This is a genomic window from Synechococcus sp. Lug-A (assembly GCF_024345655.1).
Taxonomy (GTDB): domain Bacteria; phylum Cyanobacteriota; class Cyanobacteriia; order PCC-6307; family Cyanobiaceae; genus MW101C3.
This window is the reverse complement of the sequence record NZ_JAGQBN010000001.1, coordinates 68891-93073: the sequence shown is the minus strand read 5'-3', so window position 1 is coordinate 93073 and position 24183 is coordinate 68891. Positions and strand designations below refer to the sequence as shown.

General features: G+C 66.7%; 22 protein-coding genes. 7 read left to right on the top strand and 15 right to left on the bottom strand.

The window, feature by feature from the left end; all coding sequences use genetic code 11:
- Nucleotides 1-10: 10 nt before the first annotated feature.
- Complete coding sequence (rlmD, locus tag KBY86_RS00460; RefSeq protein ID WP_255139740.1) at nucleotides 11-1399, bottom strand: 23S rRNA (uracil(1939)-C(5))-methyltransferase RlmD; 1389 nt, start codon at nucleotides 1397-1399, stop codon at nucleotides 11-13.
- A 135-nt stretch (nucleotides 1400-1534) separates the two neighbouring features.
- On the opposite strand from rlmD, the gene apcD reads away from it, so the two are divergent.
- Complete coding sequence (apcD, locus tag KBY86_RS00455) at nucleotides 1535-2029, top strand: allophycocyanin subunit alpha-B (protein WP_094512860.1); 495 nt, start codon at nucleotides 1535-1537, stop codon at nucleotides 2027-2029.
- Nucleotides 2030-2198: 169 nt separating this feature from the next.
- Here the strand turns inward: apcD and KBY86_RS00450 are convergent, their stop codons facing one another.
- Nucleotides 2199-2486, bottom strand: a complete 288-nt coding sequence (locus KBY86_RS00450; RefSeq protein WP_255139739.1) for a hypothetical protein — start codon at nucleotides 2484-2486, stop codon at nucleotides 2199-2201.
- Between the two features lie 974 nt (nucleotides 2487-3460).
- On the opposite strand from KBY86_RS00450, the gene KBY86_RS00445 reads away from it, so the two are divergent.
- Nucleotides 3461-3604, top strand: a complete 144-nt coding sequence (locus KBY86_RS00445) for a hypothetical protein (RefSeq protein WP_255139738.1) — start codon at nucleotides 3461-3463, stop codon at nucleotides 3602-3604.
- 251 nt (nucleotides 3605-3855) lie between these two features.
- Here KBY86_RS00445 and KBY86_RS00440 read toward each other — a convergent pair whose 3' ends face one another.
- Both KBY86_RS00440 and KBY86_RS00435 read right to left on the bottom strand, forming a co-directional pair.
- The gene (locus tag KBY86_RS00440; RefSeq protein ID WP_255139737.1) at nucleotides 3856-4923 is read right to left on the bottom strand and encodes a J domain-containing protein; all 1068 of its coding nucleotides are present in this window, start codon (nucleotides 4921-4923) and stop codon (nucleotides 3856-3858) included.
- 61 nt (nucleotides 4924-4984) lie between these two features.
- Entirely contained in the window at nucleotides 4985-6652 is a 1668-nt protein-coding gene (locus KBY86_RS00435; protein ID WP_255139736.1) for a DUF3370 family protein, read from the bottom strand.
- A 192-nt stretch (nucleotides 6653-6844) separates the two neighbouring features.
- Between KBY86_RS00435 and KBY86_RS00430 the strand changes: the two genes are divergently transcribed.
- Nucleotides 6845-7039, top strand: a complete 195-nt coding sequence (locus tag KBY86_RS00430) for a sigma factor SigF (RefSeq protein ID WP_094512857.1) — start codon at nucleotides 6845-6847, stop codon at nucleotides 7037-7039.
- Here the strand turns inward: KBY86_RS00430 and KBY86_RS00425 are convergent.
- Nucleotides 6987-7709 (bottom strand): sigma-70 family RNA polymerase sigma factor, encoded by a 723-nt coding sequence (locus tag KBY86_RS00425; RefSeq protein WP_255139734.1) that lies wholly within the window; start codon nucleotides 7707-7709, stop codon nucleotides 6987-6989. The genes KBY86_RS00430 and KBY86_RS00425 overlap by 53 nt on opposite strands.
- A gap of 34 nt (nucleotides 7710-7743) precedes the next feature.
- On the opposite strand from KBY86_RS00425, the gene KBY86_RS15180 reads away from it, so the two are divergent.
- On the top strand, nucleotides 7744-8061 hold the full coding sequence (locus tag KBY86_RS15180; protein ID WP_255139733.1) for a hypothetical protein: 318 nt from the start codon (nucleotides 7744-7746) through the stop codon (nucleotides 8059-8061).
- Between the two features lie 340 nt (nucleotides 8062-8401).
- On the opposite strand, the gene KBY86_RS00415 is transcribed toward KBY86_RS15180, so the two are convergent.
- The 3 genes from KBY86_RS00415 to KBY86_RS00405 form a co-directional block, all read right to left on the bottom strand.
- Nucleotides 8402-9208, bottom strand: coding sequence for an ATP adenylyltransferase (locus tag KBY86_RS00415; protein ID WP_255139732.1), 807 nt, complete (start codon nucleotides 9206-9208; stop codon nucleotides 8402-8404).
- Between the two features lie 19 nt (nucleotides 9209-9227).
- A complete protein-coding gene (locus KBY86_RS00410; RefSeq protein ID WP_255139731.1) occupies nucleotides 9228-10322 on the bottom strand; it encodes a SpoIID/LytB domain-containing protein in 1095 nt (364 codons plus the stop codon).
- 149 nt (nucleotides 10323-10471) lie between these two features.
- The gene (locus KBY86_RS00405; RefSeq protein ID WP_315855821.1) at nucleotides 10472-11383 is read right to left on the bottom strand and encodes an NAD(P)H-dependent glycerol-3-phosphate dehydrogenase; all 912 of its coding nucleotides are present in this window, start codon (nucleotides 11381-11383) and stop codon (nucleotides 10472-10474) included.
- Between the two features lie 49 nt (nucleotides 11384-11432).
- Here KBY86_RS00405 and KBY86_RS00400 point away from each other — a divergent pair, with 49 nt between their 5' ends.
- On the top strand, nucleotides 11433-12203 hold the full coding sequence (locus KBY86_RS00400; protein WP_255139729.1) for an SDR family NAD(P)-dependent oxidoreductase: 771 nt from the start codon (nucleotides 11433-11435) through the stop codon (nucleotides 12201-12203).
- A 116-nt stretch (nucleotides 12204-12319) separates the two neighbouring features.
- Here KBY86_RS00400 and KBY86_RS00395 read toward each other — a convergent pair whose 3' ends face one another.
- The gene (locus KBY86_RS00395) at nucleotides 12320-12730 is read right to left on the bottom strand and encodes a DUF2237 family protein (RefSeq protein WP_094512851.1); all 411 of its coding nucleotides are present in this window, start codon (nucleotides 12728-12730) and stop codon (nucleotides 12320-12322) included.
- Nucleotides 12731-12866: 136 nt separating this feature from the next.
- Here KBY86_RS00395 and KBY86_RS00390 point away from each other — a divergent pair, with 136 nt between their 5' ends.
- A complete protein-coding gene (locus tag KBY86_RS00390) occupies nucleotides 12867-13088 on the top strand; it encodes a hypothetical protein (protein ID WP_094512850.1) in 222 nt (73 codons plus the stop codon).
- 265 nt (nucleotides 13089-13353) lie between these two features.
- Here KBY86_RS00390 and KBY86_RS00385 read toward each other — a convergent pair whose 3' ends face one another.
- From KBY86_RS00385 to KBY86_RS00375, 3 genes are all read right to left on the bottom strand, one after another.
- Nucleotides 13354-13626 (bottom strand): DUF4090 family protein, encoded by a 273-nt coding sequence (locus tag KBY86_RS00385; protein ID WP_094512849.1) that lies wholly within the window; start codon nucleotides 13624-13626, stop codon nucleotides 13354-13356.
- Between the two features lie 71 nt (nucleotides 13627-13697).
- On the bottom strand, nucleotides 13698-17414 hold the full coding sequence (metH, locus tag KBY86_RS00380) for a methionine synthase (protein ID WP_255139728.1): 3717 nt from the start codon (nucleotides 17412-17414) through the stop codon (nucleotides 13698-13700).
- Nucleotides 17415-17461: 47 nt separating this feature from the next.
- Nucleotides 17462-18379, bottom strand: coding sequence for a branched-chain amino acid transaminase (locus KBY86_RS00375; RefSeq protein WP_094512847.1), 918 nt, complete (start codon nucleotides 18377-18379; stop codon nucleotides 17462-17464).
- Nucleotides 18380-18456: 77 nt separating this feature from the next.
- Here KBY86_RS00375 and cobN point away from each other — a divergent pair, with 77 nt between their 5' ends.
- Nucleotides 18457-22317, top strand: a complete 3861-nt coding sequence (gene cobN / locus KBY86_RS00370) for a cobaltochelatase subunit CobN (protein ID WP_255139727.1) — start codon at nucleotides 18457-18459, stop codon at nucleotides 22315-22317.
- A 60-nt stretch (nucleotides 22318-22377) separates the two neighbouring features.
- Here the strand turns inward: cobN and KBY86_RS00365 are convergent, their stop codons facing one another.
- The 3 genes from KBY86_RS00365 to hemJ are packed head-to-tail and all read right to left on the bottom strand — an operon-like array spanning nucleotide 22378 to nucleotide 24183.
- Complete coding sequence (locus tag KBY86_RS00365) at nucleotides 22378-22920, bottom strand: hypothetical protein (protein ID WP_094512845.1); 543 nt, start codon at nucleotides 22918-22920, stop codon at nucleotides 22378-22380.
- A 29-nt stretch (nucleotides 22921-22949) separates the two neighbouring features.
- On the bottom strand, nucleotides 22950-23603 hold the full coding sequence (locus KBY86_RS00360; RefSeq protein ID WP_369803023.1) for a PHP domain-containing protein: 654 nt from the start codon (nucleotides 23601-23603) through the stop codon (nucleotides 22950-22952).
- Nucleotides 23593-24183, bottom strand: a complete 591-nt coding sequence (gene hemJ / locus KBY86_RS00355; protein ID WP_255139726.1) for a protoporphyrinogen oxidase HemJ — start codon at nucleotides 24181-24183, stop codon at nucleotides 23593-23595. Before hemJ ends, KBY86_RS00360 begins: the two co-directional genes overlap by 11 nt.

Genomic DNA, 24183 nt, shown 5'->3' with positions numbered 1-24183 from the left:
GGCCTGACACTCAGCTGGCGGTCAGCACCGCCAGCGCCTCCACGTGGCTCGTCTGAGGGAAGAAGTCGACGGGTTGCACGCTCTGCAGCGTCAGCCCCCCGTCCTGTGTGAGGCGGGCCAGGTCGCGGGCAAGTGTGGCGGGGTTACAGCTGAGGTAGGCGACCCGTCGGGGCGGGCAGGCACGGATCACGGCCGTGACCTGCTCGGGAAGGCCTTTGCGCGGTGGATCGAGCAGCAGCCCATCCGCCTCCGGCAGCAGCTCCACCAGCGCAGTGGCCACGTCGGCGCTCTCCACCGACAACCCATTGAGACCGTTGAGCGCCGCATTGAGCCGGGCCTGCTCAACGCTGGGCAGGTGCAGCTCCAGCCCCCGCACGCTTGCCCCGGCGGCCGCCAGAGGCAAGCCGAAGGTGCCGATGCCGCAGTAGGCCTCCACCAGCGTGCGTCCGGCGCGTGGTTCAAGCGCGTCCAGCAGCAGCGGCACCAGCCGCTCGGCCTGGGGGGTGTGCACCTGAAAGAAGGTGTCCGGCGCGATGCGCAGCTCGTGCCCGCAGAAGCGTTCGCTCAGCCAGCCCCGCCCGGCGATCACCTCGGTGCGCGGACCCATCAAGGTGTTGGTGGGCAGGGGCTGGAGGTTCAGGCACACGCCCACCAGTTCAGGCCAGCGCTCCATCCAGGCGTCTGCACGTTCGCTCAGCCCGGGCAGCTGGCTGTGGCTGCTGATCAGGGTCACCAGCACCTCGCCGCTGTGATGCCCGACGCGCAGGCCCAGATGGCGAAGACCACCGCCTTCGCTCAGGTCCGCGTCCACGGGCCAGCCGCTGGCTTCCAGCACCTGCTTCAGTGGCGCGATCAGCGAGTCGATGCGCGCATCGAGCACCGGACAGCGGTTCATATTGACGATCTTGTGGCTGCCGCTGCGGTAGAAGCCTGCTCTCAGGGTGCCGTCGGGCCCTCGCTCCAGCGGAATCACGGCCCGGTTGCGATAGGCAAGCGGCTCAGCCGCCGCCAGGATCGGCTGCACCGCCAGGGAAAAGCCACCGATCCGCTGCAAGGCCTGCTGGACCAGATCCTGTTTCCAGCGGGCTTGGGCCTCATCGACGAGATGCTGGACGCTGCAGCCGCCGCAGCGCTCGGCAAGGATGCAGGGAGGACGCCGGCGCTCTGCCGCCGTGTTGTGCCGCTCGATCAGCTCCGCCACCACGTGGCCTTTGGCCTGGTAGGTCACGCGGGCCGTCACCGCCTCACCGGGCAGGGCCTGTGGCACAAACACCACCACGCCCCGCTCGCCTCCCCCTTCCGTGGCTGCGCCCCAGCGACCGACACCCTCGCCGAGGTGGTTCAACCCGGTGATGCTCAGCTCCAGGGCCGTGCCGGAGGGGGGCAAGAGAAGGGCCATCCAAAGACCTGCGACACAACGGGCAGCCCCTGACCCTAAAGGCCCCCCCGGATGCAAAGGGCCGTTACACAAAGGCGCTTGCGGCCATCGCGAGGGACTCTTCTCGGTAAGATCGGCCCCAGCGTGGTGCTTTCGATGAGCGTCGTCAGGGACCTGATCCTGCAAGCCGATGATCAGTTGCGCTACCCCAGCGGCGGTGAATTGCGCTCCATGGCGGAGTACCTCTCCGGCGGAAACCAGCGCATTCGTGTCGCCCGCGTGCTCACGGAAAACGAGAAAAAGATCGTCAATGAGGCGGCGCGGCAGCTGTTTCTGCGCAAGCCCGAATACGTGGCCCAGGGCGGCAATGCCTATGGCCAGCGCCAACGGGCCCAGTGCCTGCGCGATTTCAGCTGGTACCTCCGCCTGGTCACCTACGGTGTGCTTGCCGGCAGCACCGAAAAGATCCAGGACATCGGCCTGATCGGAGCCCGCGAGATGTACAACAGCCTCGGGGTGCCGATGGCGGGCATGGTCGAAAGCATGCGCACACTCAAAGAGGCGTCACTGGCGCTGCTTGCCACCGAGGATGCCGTCATGGCTGGCCCCTACTTCGACTTCCTGATCCAGGGGATGCAGACGCCCGGCTGATCTGCCTGCCCTGTCGGATCTGATCGTGTCTGGCCTGGCTTGATCTTCTGCTATTGAGCCAGCAACCCAGCTTGCGTTGAGGCGTTTCTTTGTCTCGTCTGCTTCGGTTGCGCCACCCTCATCGACAGGTGAAGGCCCTTCGCAAGCCCTCTGTCATCTAGGCAACTGTTCAGCTGGCTGCGCACACCTCTGACAGGGAGTGCAGCGTCTGCACCTGCCCTGGGGTGAGATCAAAGCTGAGGTCTTCCAGGGAACTGGGCAGCACGATTTGAAGGCTCATCCCAGCTGCAGGGATCGGATCCAGGCAACCGGCCTCGAACTGGGACGACCTCATCGCAACCAAGGCGCCCAGCCTTTGGCTCGCACCGTTGTCAAGGTTCCAGTTGCCGGGCTCGTCCTCTTGAACGGCTGCCGAGAAGACAAACGCAGTGCAGAACAGAAGCGCCGTGCCTGCCATCCCTGTGCCGAATCAGGCCAAGCAGGATCGCCATTGCCTCTGTCCTGCAAGAGGGAATGAATCCATTGGCTTCTGCGCTGAGGACAGTCGTGGAGTCGTCTCTTCTCCACTGTCTCACTCTGGACATGTAGTAGGTCCCGAGCTGGTTCTGTCTTGAGGCACATGAGATCCAATGAAAGCCACAGCAGGATCGCCCTAAGCAGCGGTTAAGCGAACGATCGAGCCTCGCCTCATGGATCGGTGAGGTGAGGCAAGGGCGTCATTTCCAACTGTGTCTCGCTCATCGGGAATCTTTCAGGTGCGCAGAAGAGGTTCGGTGGGAACAATTCACCCAGAAGTTCCCTCATCGCGCAGGCTTTGTCGGCACTCACCTCGTCATGGCTTGGCTGCGTTGTTTCCTGGGTCGCCTGGCGCTGGACGCCCGGTGTTTACTGAAGGCCGCACTCTCCCAGCTGTCCCATGTGCGACCAGCTACGGGTCCAGTACTGAGTCTTGTCTGCGCAGCTTGAAAGCCAGATTTTCCTGCAATTCCACCTGTGCAGATCGACCTTTTCCCCACTGAGCCTGCAGAGATGGTCAGCCCGGTCATGGGGCTGGCTGGAGTTGCTTCCTGTTCATCTGTGCCGCCTTGGACGTTCAGTGCTGATCGCCGTCGACCGTGACCCACACAACCCCCGGCTCTCTGCGAGCCTGGCGGATCCTGAGCTGGTCCAGCCAGCAACATGGCACTCCACCACAGAGTCTTTGAGCCGGCTCACCCCTTCGCTGCCTGTGGCTTCATGCCACGCCATCGTGATTTCGCTCGCGCTCACTCCGGTGCAGCCTGTCGAAGCTGCGCCTTGGTCAACCCTCTGCGTACCTGTGTCTCACGCAGGTACGCAGCTGGACTTTTGCGCGAAGCTCCCCTGTCCTGCTTGGGTTTTCAGGTCCTCCCGATTCCATGTCCACCTGCTGGACACCTGCCCCGTTGGCTGGTGGACAAGCCGCTGCAGGACAAAGGTGTCATTGGCGCGGTGATCCCTAGCCAGACGATTGCGGAACTGATGGTCAGTGGTTGCCTCTCCTCGTCAGCGATCCGCCCGGGGCTTTGGCTGGGTACCGAGTGCATGGCGCTCTGATGGTTTTCGATCTGGAGGGTGTTGTGTCTGTGTTGGGACGCTGCGGCTGCATCGTTTTGCGGCTGGGGGTGTTCCCCTTCAGGGGCGACAGAATTGCCACAATGTGCCACTAATCTCATACGGGTCCTGTCACGAGACTCTTACCGCGTCTCACCGTGGACAGATGAGCGAAGCCTTTCAGGCGGAGGCTGGCAGAGGTCTCCGCCTGAAAGGACCATGAGCCAAGCAGGAGCTCTGGCCTGGCCAGAGGGTCAGCTGGATTTGCGATAAAGCTCCTTGAGCAGTTGGTAGGCCTCATTCAGGCGGCGCATCGTGTCGGCGCTGCCGCCGGAATCGGGGTGGTGCCGTTGGGCCTGCTCTCGATAGGCCTCGCGGATCCGTTTCAACGTGAGCCGTTCGCCGACCTCGAAGGGAATCTCCAGCACCTTGAGGGCTCCCTGCAGCGTCATCGTGTGCTCAAGGGTCTGGAAGGACGTGCCCTGCCGGCGGCGGCGGAAGCGGTGCACGAACCGCCTGATCAAGGTGGGCAGGCGCACGCTCAACGTGGCAGCGCTGAAGGGATCCTCCAGCAGTCCGGCGGCCACCATCACCCGCTCAAAGCTGGGCGGGCCAGACGGCCAGCTCGGAGCACAGCCAACGATCCAGTGTTCCAGCGCCGACCAGGTGAAGGGTCGACCTTCCGCCTGGTCGGACTGGGGCCAGATCTCCTGACCGAGCCACACCATCGCCGCTTCCAGCACGGCTTCGTTGGCGGCTGTGCCGTAGAGGCCCACCCAGTGGGCACTGGCGGCGCTGAGGGCGGCGCTCAGATCGTGCTCGCAGATTTCCGGAAACGGATCACTGGGCCGTGTTGGCGTGCTCGGCTGCGGGTGGAGGCTCTGGCGTAACCGCGCCGATCGTTGCTGCACGAATCCCGGCAGATCGATTCCGCCTCCCGGGCCTCGGCTTCCGGAGCCGCCGCTGCCTGCTGCGGCCGTGGACCGCCCCTTGCGCAGACCCGGCAGAGTCCGAGGATGTCCACTGATCTCATTCGAGACTTGCCCTGTGTCCTGCGACGGGTCTTGTACGAATTCAATGAGACCGTCTTCCCCGGCGAACACCAGTTGCGTGCTCTCGCCGCTGGACGTCAGCACCAGGGCTCCCCGTTCGAGCAGTACCTCAGTCTCTTGATCGTCGCCATCGTCCTGCTCCGCCTCCTCGTCAGGGGAATCAGGCAACAGCAACTCCAGCAGGTGCTCCATGACCTGCCCGTGGGTGGAGAAACCCCACTCCCGCTGAAGTTGCTTGAACTGCGCGATCCTTTCGGTCGGCAGCGTCATCGACAGAGTTTTGCGCTCCTTTCGTACCGGCTCAGCCACGTCGGAACCGATGGGAGTGGACCTAGCGCCCCATCATCTCCCTGAGGAACCGCTGTTGGGCCTCGGCCGCTTCCCGATAACGGCCAAGCAGCACGGTCTGGGTGCCGTCGTTGGGGCCCTCACCCGGCAGCTGGTTGAGCAGGGGGAGCGGGATGGCCGGCAGCGGGCGGATCCAGGCCGGCACCAAGGTGGGCAGAAAACGGGGGGCGGCAGCCGGTGCCGGGGGTGGCGGCGTGGGACGCGCGGGTGCTGGTGCCGGGGGCGGTGCGCTGGCGGTGCGGCCGGAGGCGGGACGGGTAACCGGCACTGGGGCCGCCAGGGTGGGGGGAGCTTTGGGAGCGGGCCGTTGGCGGGCGGCTTCCGCGGCGGCGGCACGGGCCATGGCGATGCGCTGTTCCCGCTCGCGCAGCTGAGCCAGCTGGTAGCTGGGCACCACGCTCAGCAGGTGTCCGGGCGTGGCATCGGCTGGGTACACCATGCTCACCCGCACAGGGTTGTTCACACCGGGGACCAGGTTCAACGAGGCCAGAGAAAGACTCTCGCCTGAACGCAGGCCTACGTGCACGTCGTTGTAGCCCTCCTTGGTACGGATGCCGATCGAGCCGCGGAAGGCCGTGAACTGGCGGCCGTTCGCGGTGGGATGGCTCATCACCAGCTCATGGGGCCCGTTGCCTTTGAGATTCAGATCCACATCGAAACGCACGCCATAGGTGCCCACGTTGTCGAGGGAGGAATCAATCATGCGGCTGGCCAGCGGGTTCACCTGCACTTCGCGGGTGCCGAAGGTGTGGCGGTTCGTGCTTGTGAAGGGCACGTGCAATGGGCCCTGACTGAGATCGTGCACCAGGCTCGCCTGGTACTCATCGCCGATCGCCACGCCACCGACCCGTGAGAACACCTGGCCGTAGTGGATCTTTGAGAGCATGTCGAGGTAGATGCGGCCTGGTGCGAGCATCCCTTGATCCAGCACTGCGAACAGATCGGCATCAGTTTCCGGATCCTCCGCTGCCACCACCGCCATCTGGAATGGCCCGTCACTGCGGCCTTTCAGTAGGCCATTGGCGATGCCCCGGGCGGGCAGACGGGTGTGGAACAGTACCCGGCGGCTATAGGGAGGAACCACCAGGGTTTCCGGCATCTTGGGATCCAGCTCCCCGCGCAACATGATCACGGAGGTGGCATCGCCCGGTCCGGTGTTCCAGGGGCGCCGCCCCAGTGGTTTCACGCCCATCAGGTGGTTGCCTAGATAAGGCGCTTCAAAGCTGTTGCGAACGGCGCCGCGCTCCATCTCAAGGGTGACAGGACGCGAGCCCGGGTTCATCACGATCGTGGCGATCGTGAGCTTGCCGCGCACATAACGGCCGCCGAGACGGCTGGCATTTTCTGGGAAATACTTGTGATGAACGTGGAGCCCGAAATCTCCGTTGAAAGTGTAAGTAGCGTTGTTGAGATATTGACGGGTTTCCGTGGCGATAGCCTGGCCAGGCGCTGTGTTCACCAGAATTCCCGGGCCGAAGACCTCCTCAGGCTGGTTGGAATGCAGCACCGGCACGGTGTTGAACGCGCCGTTGAGTGGACGGGCTGACTGGCCCGCCATCAAGGCCACGTAGGCGTGGGCGGCAGGCGCCTGCAGCACGAGCGTGCCGGCGATCACCACCAGACAGGGGCGAAGAAACCTTGTGGGAATCATGGGTCCCATTTGATTGATCTGGCGGGGGGACAACGGCAAAACGGTGGCGGTGCGGGGGTGGATGTGGTGGGCCAGTATCCCTGCCTGCCTTTGGTTTCGACGCTTGAAGGCCGAGTTCACCAACGGGTGGGGCAGGGAACGCATGGGCACCAGAGCACTGGCTAGAACCTTCAGGCACTGTGAAATTTTCCCATGTTCCCGCCCTTTGCCTGTTACGGATCCAGCAGCGGTGATCATGAAGCGATGCGCCGCCATCATCAGCAGCGCAAGATGCGCATGCTTACCTACTGGCGCGACGGAGTGGAGCGTCAGCTCGCTGCCGTGAATGCGGCGATCAGCACCCTGGAGAAGCAGATGCAGCGTGATGGGGTCCAGCCGGCGGAGTAACCACCTGCTGAAGGCCGCGGTCCAGTTCCTGCCTGAGCTGCTCCAGACCTTTGTGCAGGGCCCTGTGCACGGTCATCGGGCTGAGCTGAAGCCGGCGGGCCGCCTCCCGCAGGCTCCGCCCCTCCAGCACCACCTGCTCCACCACTTGACGCTGCCGGTTCTCCAGCTGCGTCAGCAGGGCCATTGCCTGGGCGGTTCCGCCATCGACGCAGTCGTCGTCGTCATGGTCTGCCGCAATGCCCTCCATCGAGGCTTCGAGCGGTGCCAGGCGGCGCAGCCGCTCCAGCCGCTCGAACGTGCACCATTGGGCCACGGACAGCTCCAGGCCGCTGCGCAGTTCGGCCTCACTCGGGCTCTGCCCGAATCGCGTCTGCCAGTCACGGGTGAACTGCCGCATCCGGTCCTGAAGCTCCTGCTGACGCCGCGGCAGCCGGATGGGCGGGGCCTGATCCCGCAGGTAGTGCAGGATCGCGCCCCGGACGTGCTGGCGAGCAAAGGCGGAAAACGGCGTTCCGGTGCATGGTTCGAACCGCTCCGCGGCGCGGATGAGGCCCAGCAGGCCCACCTGGATCAGATCATCCGCCCCTTCCCGACAAAGGGCGGCGTAGTGGAGAGCGATCGGCCGTACCAGCTCCCTGTAGGCCTCCACCCGCTGGTTGCGTTGTCGCACGGTGGCGTGCTGGCTGGCATGAGTGCCGGCATTCGTGTTCGTCCTGCGCTTCGTGGTCGGCGTGGTCGGCGTGTTCGCCTTGGTGGCGTTTGTGGCCGTATGGACGGCGCTCAGGCGGCTTGCTGAAGCAGCGGTCTTGCTGCTGGTCGATCGGCCAGGCAAGAGCAACGCCGATGCCGACGCTGCAGCCGAAGCGTTGGTGGGTGGAGTGTTGGTGGGTGGAGCGCTGATGGGTGGAGCGCTGGTTGGCGGGACACGTGTTGGTGCGACGCTCAGCGGGGTGGTGGAGCGCTGGGCCGCCAGTGGGGAGCAGGTCATGAACAGGGAAGCGGAGATGAGAAGGAAGCTGTAGGGAGAACCGCCGGTCGTTCCGTCCGGTTCCTTTTCCAGAAAGATCCCTTGCTGCCACCATGTGCAACCGTGCTTTCACTGAACTTTTTTGAAGAGGGTTCAGGACGAGACCGAGTTCTTCACCCCCAGAGCACCAACTGGAGGGTGCTGCAGGCTCCTCGTCCACAGGCTCCAAGGCGCTGAGGGTCCTTGGTCAGCCTCATCCAGACCGTTGCCTTTGCGCCTCCCGGAATCAGCCGCGGCGCACAGGGCTCGGCGAAGATCGGAGCCCACCTCCATGCCCAATCACTGGCCCACTGCCTCGCTCAGTGCCTCGTCTGAGGCGGGCCTTCTGCAGGCTCCTACGCGGCGTCCATGGCCGGCGCCACGGCGCGTAGCAGCTGCCACGGTCCATGCTCCTTCAGCCACGGCAGATCCGACTGTTCTGTCAGCAGCAGGTAGCCAGCGAAGCCCAGCGCATTGAGGCTGAACCCGGCGGCATGTTCGCGGGTTCGCAGGATGGTGAGAAACCAGGAGCTGGTGAACAGCAGGTTGTAGGGATAGCTGGGCTCCCCACCATCCGCCGGATCACCCAGGCCGAGCTCCAGGGCATGGCGGCGGTAGAGCATCGCCAGGTCGGCGGGTCCGCCGCCCTCGGGGCGCGGGCTGAGCCGGTAGCGCCAGGGCCAGGTTGGCGCCTGGCCCTGCAGCTGGGCGCGTAGGGCGGGCTCCAGCGGGCAGTTGGGTTCCCCGCGATGGCGGGGCAACAGCTGCAGATGCCGGTGAGGCTGGCTGGCGCCGGCCCGCCCGCTGCTGTTGAAGAACCACAGACCGGTGGTGTCCGCATCGACATGGGCCACCGCCTGCCAGTCGGCCGCTCTCAGCCAGCCGCTCTGAGGCGCCCAGCCCTGGGTGATCAGCAGCAGATGGCCGGCTTGCACCGGGTACTTGTTCAGGATCACCGCATGGCTGTCGCCCAGTCGCGTCACCTCCAGTTGCCGCTCCCAGGGGAGAAACGGGTTAGGCCGGGGCCCACCGCTGCGCAGGTGGCGCGGCACGGGCGAGTCGAGCTGGCGGAGCTGGAAGGGTGCCCAGGCTCCCGGCGGCAGCACCCTGGTGACGAGCGGCACCAGGGCACCGCGTTCGCGCGCGGCCTGGCTCTGCTGCAAGGCCGTTCGCCACAGGCGCTCAGTTCGCTCCACCGATCTGCAGGCGTGCCAGCGAGGCCCCACGGTAGTAGTGGCCCAGGATCTCGTTGTAACGCCGGCCCGCGAGGGCCAGTTCCTGGGCGCCTTCCTGGCTCATGCTCGCTCCCAGGTGCCCGTGCGCTTCCAGCGTGATCTGGCTGTTGGCCGCATACAGGCTTTCCACAATGCCCCCCTGGTAGCTGAGGATTAAGCCGTTGGTGCGCGCGGCAGCTTCGGTGGTGCGGCCATTCACCGTGGTGAGGCCCCGGTAGGCCTGCCAGCGGGTGGTGTCCCCCAGATGCCAGAACTTGTTGGCCGGTCGGGCCAGGTGGGCCAGGGCGTAGGAGCGGGCCGCCACCGCCTGGGCCTTGAGGGCCTCCATCGACCAGGACGTGGGCATTTCCGCCCCCACCACCGAGGCGATGTAGGCCTCTAGTGGCAGGTGATTGATCGGTGTGATGCCTCCCCGCTCCGCCAGCAGACGCAGGCGACCGGTGTACGGCTGGCCGTTCACCAGCAACGCTTCTCCGGGTGCGGTGTCCAGCCAGAGATCGTTGGCGCCGTTGCCGGCGCTGAGATCGACAGGGCTGCGGGCCTGACCCTGGGCCAGCACCTGCCCGTCGCCGTTGCGCAGCCACCAGGGGCCGGTGGCCGAAAAGCTGGGCTGGCCGGCCTGACGCAGCAGGGCCACCCGCACCTCAAGCGGAACCGGGCGGCCGGCGGCCGGTTCCACCAGGGAGGCGGGGGCATCCGGCAGCTGGGCCGGAGCGGGAGGCTGCTGGGCGCGGCGCGCTTCGATCGCCCGCAGGCGGCTCTCCTCACCCGCCGGGTCGGTGGCTTCACCGGTGGTGCTGGCCGGCAGCAGCGCCTCCATCACCCGTGCGTCAAGGTCGGGCTTCGGCTGGCTGAACGATTGGGCATAGAAGCCGATGCCCAGAGCCACCACGCTCAAGGGTGTGGTGAGCAGCAGCGTGGTGCGGCGTTGAGGGCTGAGAGTCCGCTGCAGGCGTCGCGCCAGCCGCTCGCTGCCGAGCTTCAACGGACGCAGGGCACGTGCGCCCTGTGCCACCAACTGCTGCCCTGCCGGCCAGTTCATGAACCTTTCCCTCTGTTCACATCCCTGTCCCACTAGTCGTTGGAGCGATCATGGCTGAGAACGGCCGCGAACATACGGTTGTCGCGCAGACGTGGGCCCTGGATGGGCGCTGGTAGGAGCTGTGGGGCCTCTGGATGTGGCCCTGCGACTCACACCCATTCCCGGCGCAGATCGCGCTCCATCAGCGCCCGCACGGCTTCCTGCGGGGTTTTGCGCCGCTGCAGCAGGCCCACCACCTGCTCACAGATCGGCAGGTGCAGGGCATGCCGATGGGCCAGCACCAGCGCGGCTTCGGCCGTGGCGGGTCCCTCCACCGTGGCGCCGATGCGGGTGAAGGCCGCCGCTGCAGAGTCACCTTCGGCCAGATGCAGCCCGAAGCGGTAGTTGCGGCTCAGGGGGCTGTTGGCGGTGGCCAGGAGGTCGCCAAGGCCGGCCAGGCCGTAGAGGGTGGCGGGATCGCCGCCCAGCAGCTGGCTGAGCCGCCCCATTTCGGCCAGCCCGCGGGTCAGCAGGGAGGCCTTGGCATTGGCCCCCAGCCCGAGACCATCGCAGATGCCGGCCGCCACCGCCATGACGTTCTTGAGCGCGCCGGCCAGTTCGGTGCCGATCGGATCGGCGTTGGTGTATAGCCTCAGCCGCTGGCTGCTGAGCTGGCGTTGCAGCTCGCTGGCCAGTTCGGTGTGGATGGAGGCCAGCACGCTGGCGGCCGGCAGGCCCTGATCCAGCTCAGCCGCCAGGTTGGGCCCGCTCAGCACCAGGCACGCCAACGACGGAATGGCCTGCTGCCACAACTGGCTCGCTGTGCAGTGCTGCTGAAGGTCGATGCCCTTGCTGCAGCTCACCAGGGGCACAGCCCCGGGCCAGCCGGCGCTCAGCTGCTGCGCCAGCGCCGGCACCCCGGCCATGGCCACCGCTGAGAGCACCAGGTCCTGCTGCTGGAGCACCGCGGCTGGATCGCTGCCGTGGGAGCGCGACCACACCGCGAGCTCATGGCCCTGCTGGCGCAGCACGCTGGCCAGGGTGCGCCCCCAGGCCCCTTGCCCCAGAACGGCGATCCTCATTGCCATCGCGCCATCATGCGCCATCCCCTCCACCGCTTCGCCCCAGGTGTTGCCCCCGCTCCCGTCCCAGCCGTCCCTCAGCAGCTGGAACGGCCATGCCCTGGTGGTGGGTGCCGGCGGCATCGGCCGCGCCCTGGTGCAGGCCCTGGCCGAGCGGGCCCCCGGGCTCTGCCTCTGGGGCGCCAGCCGCCGCGGCTGGCCTGCCCGGCCGGGAGAGCCGCAGCTGGGCGCGCGCGCCCTGCAGCTCGACCTCTGCGCGGACGCCAGTCTGCAGGCCGCTGCCGCCACGCTGCAGGCCCAGGCCGGCACCTTGCGCCTCGTGATCAACACGGCGGGCCTCCTGCACGACGGCCCGGCTCTGCAACCGGAAAAGCGGCTCAGCCAGCTGAACCGCGCCGCCCTGGAGCGAGTGTTCGCGGTGAATGCCTACGGCCCGATTCTGCTGGCCCAGGCCCTGGAGCCGCTGCTGCCGGCCGCAGAGCCGGCGCTGTTCGCCAGCCTGTCGGCACGGGTCGGCAGCATCGGCGACAACGGCCTGGGGGGCTGGTACGGCTACCGCAGTGCCAAGGCCGCCCAGAATCAGTTGCTGCGTTGCCTGGCCCTGGAGTGGCGCCGCCGCCGACCCCTCGCCACCGTGACCCTGCTGCATCCCGGCACCACGGCCACCGATCTCTCAGCGCCTTTCCGCAGCGGCGTGCCGCCGGAGCGCCTGTTCAGCCCCGAGCGAACCGCCCACCACCTCCTGGACGTGCTGGAACTGCAGGGGCCGGAGCAGAGCGGCAGCTTCCTGGCCTGGGACGGGAGCCCGGTTCCGTGGTGAAGGCGGGGTTTGAAGACGGTGGAGTGTTCGGCTGACGCGGGCTGATGTGACCGGGGTGACGTGAAGGGTGGTGCAGGTGGTGGGAGAGAGGTGATGCCGCTGCTGCGGCGCGGCGCTCACCCCACGTGGGCCAGCTCCTTCAGCAACTCCAGCGGGATCACCTCAAGTGCAGACGCTTCCGTGGCCTCCAGCCGCACCGGCGGCGCCACCCCGTCCTGGTAGGCCTCCAGCCAGCGGGCGGCACAGATGCACCAGTGATTTCCGGGCTGAAGACCCGGAAAGCCGTAGGCCGGCATCGGTGTGGAAAGGTCGTTGCCGCGGGAACGGCTGTAGCGCAGGAAGACATCGTTCACCACACAGCAGACGGTGTGGCGTCCCGTGTCGCTGCTGTCGGTACGGCAGAAACCATCGCGGTACCAGCCGGTGCGGGGTGTGCATCCGCAGATCTCAAGCGTCTCACCGAGCACATTGCGGGCCACCACTGGCGCTGAAGAAGAACGCGGTTCCACGGATCGTGCCGAAATCATCCCAAAGTCTGCAGGACCAATGGCGGGAATGGCCCTGGGAGGTTGACGGAATCGGGGGGGCAGGCGTTAAAGGTCATTGTGCAGTGGTGCTGGAAGGCTCCCTTCTGCCGCCCTTACGACTTGCGATACCCCCTTCATGAGCTGGGATTTCACCGAAGATGCTGCCTTCATGGCGCTGCTCGACGCCTTCAAGGAAAGCGGTGAAAGCTCCGCGATGGAGTTTCTTGCCCACGGTGAAGGCGCTTTCCATTTCCAGGAGCTCACCCAGAATGCCGCTGGTGAGGGGGTTGACCTGAGTGATTCGACCGATCTCCAGGCGTTTCAACAAGAGGTGATCGACACCCTCGAAGATCTCTGATCCGGCTATGGCGCTGAAACCTCTCCGTTCAGTGCGTTGCCTTGATGGCTCGCTGACGGAGCTTCGGTGTTGGAGGTTCTGTGTCGAACCCGCATGGCTGAATGCTGAGGGCCAGTGGCTCCCGGCCAAAGGCTTGGGGCTGAGATAAACGCATCGCTTGAACTGCCGCCTGCTGGTTGCGCTGACGCGGCGGAATCAAGCGCTGACGCAACGCAGGGCACGTCAGCGGCCCGGTTCCTCCAGTGGCTGATTGAACCCAAGCGATTCAGCCGTAGAAGAAGGCGATTTCCTTGTCCTTGAGGCCATCCCAGCCGGCGGCCTTGAGGCGGGCATCAAGGCTGGCCTGATCGAAATGCTTGGCCCCGGTTTTCACCACCCGGTTGCGCATCGATTTCTTCACGCCGCTGCGGGCCCGTTGGGCCTCCAGTGCCATCACCTCGCGGTACAGGCTCAGCATCTCGGCCGGAATCGGCGAGCCGTCAAGGTCGAGTCCGGCTGCGATGGCCGCATCCACTCCGTCAGGTCCGGCAATGGCCATAGCAGCAGTGCAAGAGAGCCTCCCCAGCCTGCCACCACGCCCCTACCTGCCATCGCCCCGGGATGGCTTCCTCAGGCGCTGAAGTAGCGCGCCTGGCTGTGCAGGGCCACCAGGGCGGTGGTGCTCTGCTCGGGCTCCAGCTGGTCGCTTTCGTCCATGCTCAGCCCGATGCGCTCCGCCCCCAGCCACTGCAGCTGGGGACGGGAATCGGCCACGTTGGGGCAGGCGGGATAGCCGAAGGAGTAGCGGCTGCCGCGATAGCGCTGGGCAAGCACATCGCGCAGGGCGCTGGGTTCCTCGGCGACGAAGCCCAGTTCGCGTCGGATGCGTGCATGGGTCCACTCGGCCAGCGCTTCTGCCATCTGCACCCCCAGACCGTGGAAATAGAGATAGTCGGTGTAGCGATCGGCGGCGAAGAGTTCGCGCGCAAACCCTGTGGCCTTCTCCCCCATCGTGACGGCCTGCATCGGCAGCACATCGGTGGGCCGCCCCTGGCGGAGGTCGCGGTAGAAATCGGCGACGCAGTAGCGGTTGCCGCCCCTCTGGCGCGGCAGCTCGAAACGGCCCAGCTCCCGCTCAGGCGCGGCCGGATCGAAGACCACCAGCGCGTTGCCGAGCCGGCCACAGGGGAAGTAGCCGTAGGCCACCCGTGGAGTGAGCAACTTCTCCTCCAGGCAGCGCTGCATCCAGTGCTGCAACACCGGTTCGGCCTTGGCCGCCAGCATCTGCTCGTAGTCGTCGCGGCTCTGCTGCTGCGTCTTGCGCAACTGCCACTGGCCGGCGAACAGGGCGTTGCGATCCAGGTAGCCGAACACCTCAGCCAGCGGAATCGCCTGCTCATCGAGCACGCGGCTGCCCAGGAACGGCGGCTGGATGGCGGCCTCTTCTGGAACGGCCTCGGAGCGATGGTCGTTGAGCGGCGCTGCTGCGCTGGATGGCGTCTCTGGCACGACTGCGGCAGCCGCTGGGTCCTCGCCATCAGGGGCTGTCTGGGCCGCTGCTGCTGATCCCGGGGCTGCCGGTGCCCCTTCCGCACCGGCGGGGGCGGTTGTCGTGGCGTCATCGGCCGTGTCTTCACCGCGCTCCAGCCCAAGTCCGGGCGGAATCTCACCGCTGAAGCCTTCCGCATCACTCCAGCGGTTGTTCTGCTTGGCCTCCACCAGCGCGTCCATGAAGCGCAGGTCGGCGAAGGCATCCCGGCCGTAGATCACCTGCCCCCGGTAGACCGCGCGGCAATCCTTGTTGACGAAGCGAGGCGTCAACGCCGCTCCACCAAGAATCACCGGCACCTGAATGCCAGCCTCATTGAAGGCCTGGAGGTTGTCTTTCATGAAGGCGGTGGACTTCACCAGGAGGCCGCTCATGGCGATGCAATCGGCCTGGTGCAGTTTCTGGGCTTCGATGATCGCTTCCACCGACTGCTTGATGCCCAGATTCACCACCTCATAGCCGTTGTTGGTGAGGATGATGTCCACCAGATTCTTGCCGATGTCGTGAACGTCACCTTTTACCGTGGCGATCAGGAACTTGGCTTTGGCAGAACTCTCGCCTTCCACCCGTTCCATGAAGGGTTCAAGGAACGCCACGGCGAACTTCATCGTCTCAGCGCTCTGCAACACGAAGGGCAACTGCATCTGGCCGGAACCGAACAGCTCACCCACCACCTTCATGCCATCGAGCAGGAAGGTGTTGATGATCTGCAGCGGCGGGTACTTGGCGAGGGCTTCGTTGAGTGAAGCTTCGAGGCCGATGCGCTCCCCATCGATGATGTGCTGGGTGAGGCGTTTCTCGACCTCCAGATCCGCCAGCTGCGGCCCCGCGTCGCGTGCTTCCCGGGCGCTCACGCCCTCGAACAGGGTGCTGAGCGTGGTGAGCGGGTCGTAGACGCAGACATCCCCGTCGAAACGGCGTGCATCGGCGATCAGATCACGGCATACCTGTTGGTGTTCTTCGCTGATCTTGATCAGCGGCAGGATCTTGGCCGGGCTGATGATCGCCGCATCCATGCCGGCGGCACAGCACGCGTGCAGAAACACGGAGTTGAGCGTGATCCGCGCCGCTGGTGACAGCCCGAAGCTGATGTTGCTCACCCCCAGCACCACGTGCACGCCAGGAAGCTCGCTGCGGATGCGGCGGATCGCCTCAATCGTGGCGGCTCCATTGAGGCGGTCTTCCTCGATGCCGGTGGAGATTGGCAGCGCCAGGGGGTCGTAGAAGATTTCGTGCGCTGGAATGCCGAATTCCAGGGCATCGCGATAGGCGCGCTGGGCAATGGCGAACTTGCGCTCGGCGGTGCGCGCCATCCCCTCTTCATCAATCGTGCCAATCACCACGGCAGCGCCGTAGCGCCGCGCCAGTTCGAGCACCTTGAAGAAGCGCTCATCCCCATCTTCGTAGTTGGTGGAGTTCAGCAGACATTTCCCGCCTGCCACCTTCAGGCCGGCTTCCATCTTCTGCCACTCGGTGGAATCGAGCATCAGCGGCAGATTCACGTTCGTGACCAGCCGGCTGACCAGCTCATGCATGTCACGCTCACCGTCGCGGCCCACATAATCAACGTTGACGTCGAGCACGTGGGCGTTTTCCTTCACCTGGCCGCGTGCCACGGCCACCAGCCCGTCCCAGTCTTCTGCGTTGAGCAGATCACGCACCTTGCGCGAGCCGCTGGCGTTGAGCCGCTCACCGATGATCAGGAACGAGTTGTCCTGGTGGTATGGCGTGACGCCATAAATCGAGGCGGCCGCAGGTTCGTAGTGGAAAGCCGGCCGCTCCAGCCGTTGCTCCGGACGCCGCACGGCCCGCGGGCGGGGTAGCAGATCGGCGGTGAGTTCGGAGAGGGCTGCGATGTGGGCGGGAGTGGTGCCGCAGCAACCGCCGATCACCTGCACGCCGAGATCATTGACGAAGTGCATCAGCTGCAGCTTCAGCTCCAGCGGTGTCAGCCGGTAGTGGGCCACGCCGCCCACGTTTTCGGGCAGCCCGGCGTTGGGAATGCAACTCACCACGAACGGACTGTGCTCGCTCAGGTAGCGCATGTGCTCCTTCATCTGCTCGGGCCCGGTGGCGCAGTTGAGGCCAAGCACATCGATCGGGAACGGCTCCAGGATCGACACCACCGCGGCGATGTCGGAGCCCACGAGCATGGTGCCGGTGGTTTCCATCGTGACCGACACCATCAGCGGCCGCCGCTGCCCGGTGGCGCTGAAGGCCGCTTCAATTCCCTGCAGGGCAGCCTTGATCTGCAGCACGTCCTGGCACGTTTCCACGATCAGCAGGTCCACGTCGCCCGCAATCAGGCCTTCCGCCTGCTCCCGGAAGGCGTCGCGCATCGTGTCGAAGTCGATGTGCCCAAGCGTGGGCAACTTGGTGGTGGGCCCCATCGAGCCGGCCACGAAGCGGGGTTTGGCGGGACTGCTGTATTCAGCAGCGCAGGCGCGGGCCAGTTCGGCCGCCCGCTTGTTGATCGTGAAGGCCTGGTCTTCCAGGCCGTATTCGGCCAGCACGATCGAGGCAGCGCCGAAGGTATTGGTTTCGATCACATCACAGCCGGCCTCCAGGAACTGGCGGTGCACGGCTTGCACGGCATCCGGCCGGGTGAACACCAGCTGCTCGTTGCACCCCTCCAGGGCAGCGCCACCGAAGTCGGCGGCGCTGAGATCCATCTGCTGGAGTGAGGTGCCGGTGGCCCCGTCAAACACCAGCACCGGCCGCTCAGGTGCGTGGAGACGCTCCAGAAACCCCATGCGCTGGGTCGCTGGCGCCCCTGCCTGCTGCACCGCTGCCGTCATCGATTACGCGCTCAAGGCCAGCTGTCACTGTAGGAAGTGCCGCTGGCTTACCCATCAAGCCGCACGCGGGTCACCCAGTGCTCGTAGGCCGGATCGCGGCCCTCGGTGATCGCGGTGAGGGCGCTGCGCAGCTTCTCCATGATCGGCCGCGGTCCAGCCAGATCCGTGGTTTCCACGCGGCGCACTGGCGTGACCCGGGCGGCGGTGCCGCTGAGGAACACCTCGTCGGCGACGAACAGCTCCGTTTTGTCGACCGCGCGTTCCAGGGTGGGGATGCCCATGGCCTGCGCCAGCTCGAGGATGCTGGCGCGGGTGATCCCCTCGAGGATGTCCTGGTCGACCCCGGGGGTGATCAGCACGCCGTCGCGCACCATGAACAGGTTCATGCCGCTGGCTTCGCTTACCTTGCCGCGGCTGTTGAGCAGCAGCGCTTCATCAAAGCCGCTCTTGACCGCTTCAGTTTTGGCCAGGGAGCTGGTGATGTACGCGCCGCTGATCTTCCCGCGCAACGGCAGGGAGCGGTCCTCCTGGCGGCACCAACTGCTGATGCGGCAGCTCACCCCATCGGGGGAGAGGTAATCGCCGAGTTCGATGCCGTAGATCAGGAAATCTGTCTCGATGTCGTGGAGGCGTGGCGCGATTCCAAGATCGCTGGTATACACGAACGGCCGTAGATAGATCGGGGTGGTGGGACGGTTCGCCTGCAGGAACTGCTGAATCGCATCGAGAATCGTGGCCTCCGGCAGCTCGGCCAACAGCAGCCGCGCGCTCTGGGAGAGGCGGCGCGTGTGCCGATCGGCGCGGAACAGCAGGATCTCGTTGGGATCTGCCGGGTTGGGCAGGGCCCGCATGCCGCCGAACGCGCCGGTTCCGTAATGGAGGGCGTGGGTGGCCACTGAAATCGTGGCTTCACCGAAGGGAACACAGCGGCCGCCGAACCAGGCGTAAGGAAGAAACTTCTGCATGCGGAAGCGCGTGGAGATGCGGCGCCGGCGGCGTTCGCTGGTGAGATCTTCTCACTGCCGGGGCCGAAGATGGCGTGATGCACCGTCTTGCCGTCGTTCCAGGCCTGCCTTCCGGCTTCGAGGACTCCGCCTTCGTGGAGCAGGAGTCCACGCCGTTGCTGGTGCTCAGCAGTTCAGACACCGATCTCCAGACCCTGGCCGCCGTTCTCGCCCGGCAGCCCAGTGCGGTGCCGGTGCGGGGGCTGAACCTGGCCGCGCTGGCTGCGCCGGCGGTCCTCGATCACTACATCGCCACCAGCCTGTCCACCACCCGCGTGGTGTTGGTGCGGCTGCTCGGTGGACGAGGCCACTGGAGTTACGGGCTGGAGCAGCTGCATGCCTGGGCGGAGCACCAACCCGGGCGCCAGCTGATCGTGGCGGCCGGCACGGCCGACCAGGAGCTGGAGCTGGCCAGCCTTGGCAACGGGCCTGAGGAGATGGCCGTGGCGATCAGCCGCTGCCTGCGCGAGGGCGGTGCTGACAACCTGCGCCGCGTGCTCGACAGCCTGGAGGCGCTCGCCGCTGGCCAGGCGGCGCCAGCGCCGGTGCCCTTGCCCCTGGCCGACCCCCTTCCCCACGACTGGCGGGCTGACCCGGGGGCACGGGTGGGGGTGATCCTCTACCGCGCCCTGTTGCAGGCCGGCGACGATCAGCTGGCCACCGTCCTGCTCCAGGCCCTGCGCCGCCAGGGACTCTGCCCGCGGGCGCTGTGGGTGAGTGGCCTGAGGGATCCCGCTGTCCAGCAGGGGGTGGCCGACCTGCTGGACAGGGAGGGGGTGCAGGGCGTGCTGTGCACCACCTCCTTTGCCTCGGTGCAGTTCGAGGAAGCGGGTCTGGGTGCCCCGCTCTGGGACCGCCTCAACGTGCCGGTGATTCAGGTGCTCTGCAGCACCCGCAGCCGTGAGCAATGGGCTGCCAGCAGCATCGGCCTCGGCCCGCTCGATCTCAGCCTGCAGGTGGCCCTGCCCGAGCTTGACGGACGCATCACCAGCCGGGTCGGTGCCTTCAAGGAGCTGGAGCGGGCCGATGCCTCGCTTTCGGCAGCGCTGATGCACTACCAGCCGGATCCGGAACGGCTCGACTGGATCGCCCGCCTGCTGGCGGCCTGGGTGGAGCTGCGCCTCACCCCGGTGAAGCAGCGCCGTGTGGCCCTGGTGTTGGCCAACTACCCCACCCGCAACAGCCGCCTGGCCAATGGCGTGGGGCTCGACACCCCCGCCAGCGCCGCGGCGATGCTGCGCTGGCTGGCGGAGGCCGGCTACGACCTGGGCGTGACCCCCACCGAGCTGCCCGCAGAGCTGACCACAGGCCTTCCCGCTGACGGGGATGCCCTGATCCAGCAGCTGCTGGCCGGACGCACCAACGACCCGGAAAGCCAGCACCGGCCGCCGCTCGATCACCTGCCCCTGGCGACCTATCTCGCCTGGTACCAGCAACTCCCGGCGGCGGGCAGGGCCGTGCTGGAGGCCCGCTGGGGGCCGCCCGCTGCCGATGAGGGCCTGGAGCAGGGGCCGGCGGGTGCCGGCTTCCCGATCCGAGGTCTGCGCTTCGGCGTCGTGGCCGTGCTGGTGCAGCCGGAGCGGGGCTACGGCCGCGACCCCAGCCTCAGCTATCACTCCCCCGACCTGCCGCCCACCCATGCCTACCTGGCCCAGTATTTGTGGCTGCGCCAGGTGGCCGCCAGCCAGGTGGTGGTCCACGTGGGCAAGCACGGCAACCTGGAATGGCTCCCCGGCAAGGGGCTCGGCCTCTCCGATCAGTGCTTTCCCGAGTGGGCGCTGGGGCCCATGCCCCACCTGTATCCGTTCATCGTCAACGATCCGGGCGAAGGCTCCCAGGCCAAGCGCCGCGCCCAGGCGGTGATCCTCGATCACCTCACCCCTCCGCTCGATCGGGCCGGGCTGCACGGGCCCCTGCAGGAGCTCGAAGCCCTGCTCGACGAGTACTGGGAGGCCCGCCAGCTGGGCAGCGAGCGCGTCGCTCCCTTACGGGAGCGGCTCGCCGGGCTGCTCGCCTCCCTGGAGCTGCCCGCGCATGCCGCTGCTGGAGACGGCACATCTGCAGATGGATCAGCTGCAGACAGATCATTCGCGGCCGGCGCTGCTGTGGGATCCGCCTCTGCCCAGGCCATCGATGATCTTGAAGCGCGTCTCGATGGCGCCGATGGCTACCTGTGTGAGCTGAAGGAAGCTCAGATCCGCACCGGCCTGCATGTGTTCGGCCACCTGCCTGGTCCCCAGCCCTTGCTGGAGCTGCTGCTGTGCCTGGTGCGCCCCCCCCTGGCCGAGGGCCCTGGCCTCACCCAGGCCCTGGCCGCTGATCTGCAACTGGAGCTGGACCCGTGGGCCGATGCCGAGGAGGCGCCACTCAGCGTCGCGGATCGCCTCCGCCTCCAGGCGTCTCCCGCGGCTGCCGTTTCTGACCCGGCCTCTCCCTCTGCCCCGACCGCCCTGCGCCGCTGTGGTGATGCCGTTGCCCTGCTGGAAGCACAGGCCCTCGATCTGCTGAAGCCGCTGCTGGCGCCCACCACCGCCACTGCCGCTTCTGCAGCGGTGGTGGTGGGGCCAACAACCCAGGCCGTGCTGGAGCGTGTGCGGCGTCAGCTGCTGCCGCGCCTGCTGGCCTGCGCCAGCGCCGAGCGTCAGGCCCTGCTGCGGGGCCTGGCCGGGGAACGCATTGCCGCCGGGCCCTCCGGGGCGCCCACACGAGGCCGCCCTGATGTGCTGCCCACCGGCCGCAACTTCTACAGCGTGGATCTGCGCGGGCTGCCCACCGAAGCCGCCTGGGACCTGGGGCGTCGCAGCGCCGCCCTGCTGCTGGAAGCCCACCTGCAGCAGGAGGGAGACGACCTGCGCCACCTGGCCCTGTCGGTGTGGGGCACCGCCACGATGCGCAATGGCGGCGAGGACATCGCCCAGGCGCTGGCGCTGATGGGGGTGCGGCCGGTGTGGGACGGACCGACCCGGCGGATGGTGGATCTGGAGGTGATTCCGCTCAGCCTGCTGCAACGCCCCCGGGTGGATGTGACGCTGCGCATCTCCGGCCTCTTCCGCGATGCTTTCCCGCAGCTGGTCGACTGGATGAATCAAGCCAGCCGCCGGGTCGCTGCTCTTGATGAAGACGAGTGGCACAACCCGCTGGCAGCCCATGCCCGCCAGGAAGGCCACAGCGGCAGGGTGTACGGCTCGGCGCCGGGGGCCTATGGGGCGGGGCTTCAGGGGCTGATCGACAGTGGTCAGTGGGAGCAGCGGGGCGATCTCGGTGAGGCCTTCCTCAACTGGAGCGGCTGGCGTTACGACGCCAGCGGTGACGGCCGTTGCGAGGCCAGCCCCGATCGCGAGGGGCTGGAGCAGCGGTTGCGTCAGGTGGAGGTGGTGCTCCACAACCAGGACAACCGTGAGCACGACCTGCTGGATTCCGACGACTACTACCAGTTCCAAGGAGGGCTCAGCGCCGCCAGCGAACGGGTGCGCGGCAGCGCTCCGGCCCTCTGGTTCGCCGATCATTCGCGCCATCAGCGGCCGCGCGTGCACCGGCTGGAGCATGAATTCGACAAGGTGCTCCGCTCACGCGTGCTGAACCCGCGCTGGATTCAGGGCATGCTTGCCCACGGATACAAGGGCGGTTTCGAGCTGGCCGCCAGCCTCGATTACCTGTTCGCCTACGACGCGAGCACGGGCCGGGTGCCGGATTGGAGCTATGGCGCCATCTGCCGCCAGTGGCTGCAGGACGACGACGTGTTGCAGGCGCTGCGGCAGTCGAACCCGTGGGCGCTGCGGGACATGGCCGAGCGGCTGCTGGAGGCCGCCAACCGCGAGCTGTGGCAGGGAGCGGACCCTGCTCAGCTTGAACACCTGAAGGCCTTGGTGATCGGCAGCGAAAGCCTGATCGAAACCTGAACAAGTGAACCGCGGCCACTCACATTCGAAGGAGTGAACCGCGGCCGCTTACCAAGCCGATCAGTTGTTGAGGTCGCGGGCCATGGCCTTGAACGGGTCAATGTCGCCAGGCTTGGCCGGCTTCTGGGTGAACTGGGGCTGGGAACTGCCGGCGGCATCGGCCTTGCGCCCTGCAGAGCTGCCGCCGGGCGTGTTGACGGCGACTGCCGCGCCCTTGAGCCGCTGACCAAGTTCAGCGGAGGTGAGGCGGGCCGCGAAGGTTTTCTTCACCGGCTTGGGCACGCCACCGGTGAGGCTGGTGTTGGATTCAGGCGATGCGTTCACCGGCAGGCCGCTGCTGGCTTTCTCCAGCCGCGCCGACATCGAATCGACTTCCTGCACCATCTCCTTTTCACCCGGATTGTCGGCATTGCCGGGGAAGGTGCGCCGGATTTTGTTGGAGCGCCGCATGTACTCCACGTTGCCCATGGAGCTGGAGGTGTCGGGGTCGAGGAAGAACGTCTGTTCGCCAGCCTTGGCGGCGGGCTTCTCGGGTTTGGCCGGCTTGGAGGAGAAGCTGGCGTCCTTGGTACCGATGTTCAACAGACGATCGAAGAGACCCATGGTGAGGAAACGGAAACCTGTGATGAACCCTAGCGGCCTGACAAGGCCAGTCCATGGGTATCGGTGCCACAACTTCTCAGCAAACCCAGGCTCTGCAGCTGGCTGGCGATTGCGTCGCACACCAACGGTGTGGGCTGCCAGCGGCTGGTCAGGTCGTAGTCGTAGAAGGCTTCGGCCCCATCGAAGCCGAGCTCTGCCGCCGCCGCGATCAGCTGCTGGTGGGGACGCCGGTAGCGGGCCGGATGGGCCAGCAAGGCCAGGCCACCGGCGGCATGAATCGCTTCCCGCACCTTGCCGGCGCGCAGCCCTGGCCCCACCACCGCATGGCCGCGCACGTAAGGCGCCAGGGCCGGGTGGTGTAGCTCGAAGCCCAGGGCCAGCACATGCACCAGGCAGCCCTCCAGCAGGCAGCTGATTTCCACCCCACTCCACAGCTGCGGCACCCGCTGCCCCAGTCGCTGGCGCTCCTCTAGGTGAGCCCGAGCCGGTTGGTAGGCCGCGATGCTGTGGTGATCGGTGACGGCGAAATGCTCCAGGCCCATCGCCAGCGCCTGGTCGGCCACGGCGGCCGGCTCGAGGCTGCCGTCGCTGCAATGGGTGTGGCAATGGAAGTTGAGCCGGGTGGGGCAGCTCTGCGCGTCCACCGCCGCCAGCACCTCCACGAGTGGGTGGTCAGCCGGCACCTGCGATCGCCTCCCGTTCGGAACGCAGCCGCCGCCAGCGGGCATAGAACTGGATCGAGGCCGCCATCGCCACCACCAGGACCACCAGGAACCAGGTGGCAGCTCCCGTGGGGAACTGGGCCTTGAACACCACCAGCATCACCACCAGCACCAGCATCAGGGTGGGCAGCTCATTGAGCGCCCGCAGCTGCCTGGCACTCCAGCGACAGGTGCCCGCCTTGAGCTGCCCCATCAGTCGATAGCAGAACCAGTGGTACACGAGCAGGGCCAGCACCACGGCCAGCTTGGCGTGCATCCAGCTCTGTTTCAGCCAGATCGGCTGCACCAGCAGCAACCCCACCGCCATCGTCACCGCCACCACCATGCCGGGTGTGGTGATGATGTTGGCCAGCCGGCGCTCCATCAGCTCGTACTGGCTGTGGAAAGCGGCGCGCAGGGGCTCTTCCAGCGCTTCGGCTTCCACGTGATAGATGAACAGGCGCACCAGATAGAAGAGTCCGGCGAACCACACCACCACGCCCACAATGTGGAGGGTCTTGAACCAGAGGTAGGCCTCGGGGGGCAGGGCCAGGGCCGGCAT

Coding starts and splice junctions, on each gene's coding strand:
- KBY86_RS00395 (WP_094512851.1), bottom strand. CDS start 12,730: ATGATTTCGGCACGATCCGTGGAACCGCGTTCTTCTTCAGCGCCAGTG.
- KBY86_RS00450 (WP_255139739.1), bottom strand. CDS start 2,486: ATGGCAGGCACGGCGCTTCTGTTCTGCACTGCGTTTGTCTTCTCGGCA.
- hemJ (WP_255139726.1), bottom strand. CDS start 24,183: ATGCCGGCCCTGGCCCTGCCCCCCGAGGCCTACCTCTGGTTCAAGACC.
- KBY86_RS00430 (WP_094512857.1), top strand. CDS start 6,845: ATGTTCCCGCCCTTTGCCTGTTACGGATCCAGCAGCGGTGATCATGAA.
- KBY86_RS00435 (WP_255139736.1), bottom strand. CDS start 6,652: ATGATTCCCACAAGGTTTCTTCGCCCCTGTCTGGTGGTGATCGCCGGC.
- cobN (WP_255139727.1), top strand. CDS start 18,457: ATGCACCGTCTTGCCGTCGTTCCAGGCCTGCCTTCCGGCTTCGAGGAC.
- KBY86_RS00405 (WP_315855821.1), bottom strand. CDS start 11,383: ATGAGGATCGCCGTTCTGGGGCAAGGGGCCTGGGGGCGCACCCTGGCC.
- metH (WP_255139728.1), bottom strand. CDS start 17,414: ATGACGGCAGCGGTGCAGCAGGCAGGGGCGCCAGCGACCCAGCGCATG.
- KBY86_RS00375 (WP_094512847.1), bottom strand. CDS start 18,379: ATGCAGAAGTTTCTTCCTTACGCCTGGTTCGGCGGCCGCTGTGTTCCC.
- KBY86_RS00390 (WP_094512850.1), top strand. CDS start 12,867: ATGAGCTGGGATTTCACCGAAGATGCTGCCTTCATGGCGCTGCTCGAC.
- KBY86_RS00440 (WP_255139737.1), bottom strand. CDS start 4,923: ATGACGCTGCCGACCGAAAGGATCGCGCAGTTCAAGCAACTTCAGCGG.
- KBY86_RS00365 (WP_094512845.1), bottom strand. CDS start 22,920: ATGGGTCTCTTCGATCGTCTGTTGAACATCGGTACCAAGGACGCCAGC.
- rlmD (WP_255139740.1), bottom strand. CDS start 1,399: ATGGCCCTTCTCTTGCCCCCCTCCGGCACGGCCCTGGAGCTGAGCATC.
- KBY86_RS00385 (WP_094512849.1), bottom strand. CDS start 13,626: ATGGCCATTGCCGGACCTGACGGAGTGGATGCGGCCATCGCAGCCGGA.
- apcD (WP_094512860.1), top strand. CDS start 1,535: ATGAGCGTCGTCAGGGACCTGATCCTGCAAGCCGATGATCAGTTGCGC.
- KBY86_RS00410 (WP_255139731.1), bottom strand. CDS start 10,322: ATGAACTGGCCGGCAGGGCAGCAGTTGGTGGCACAGGGCGCACGTGCC.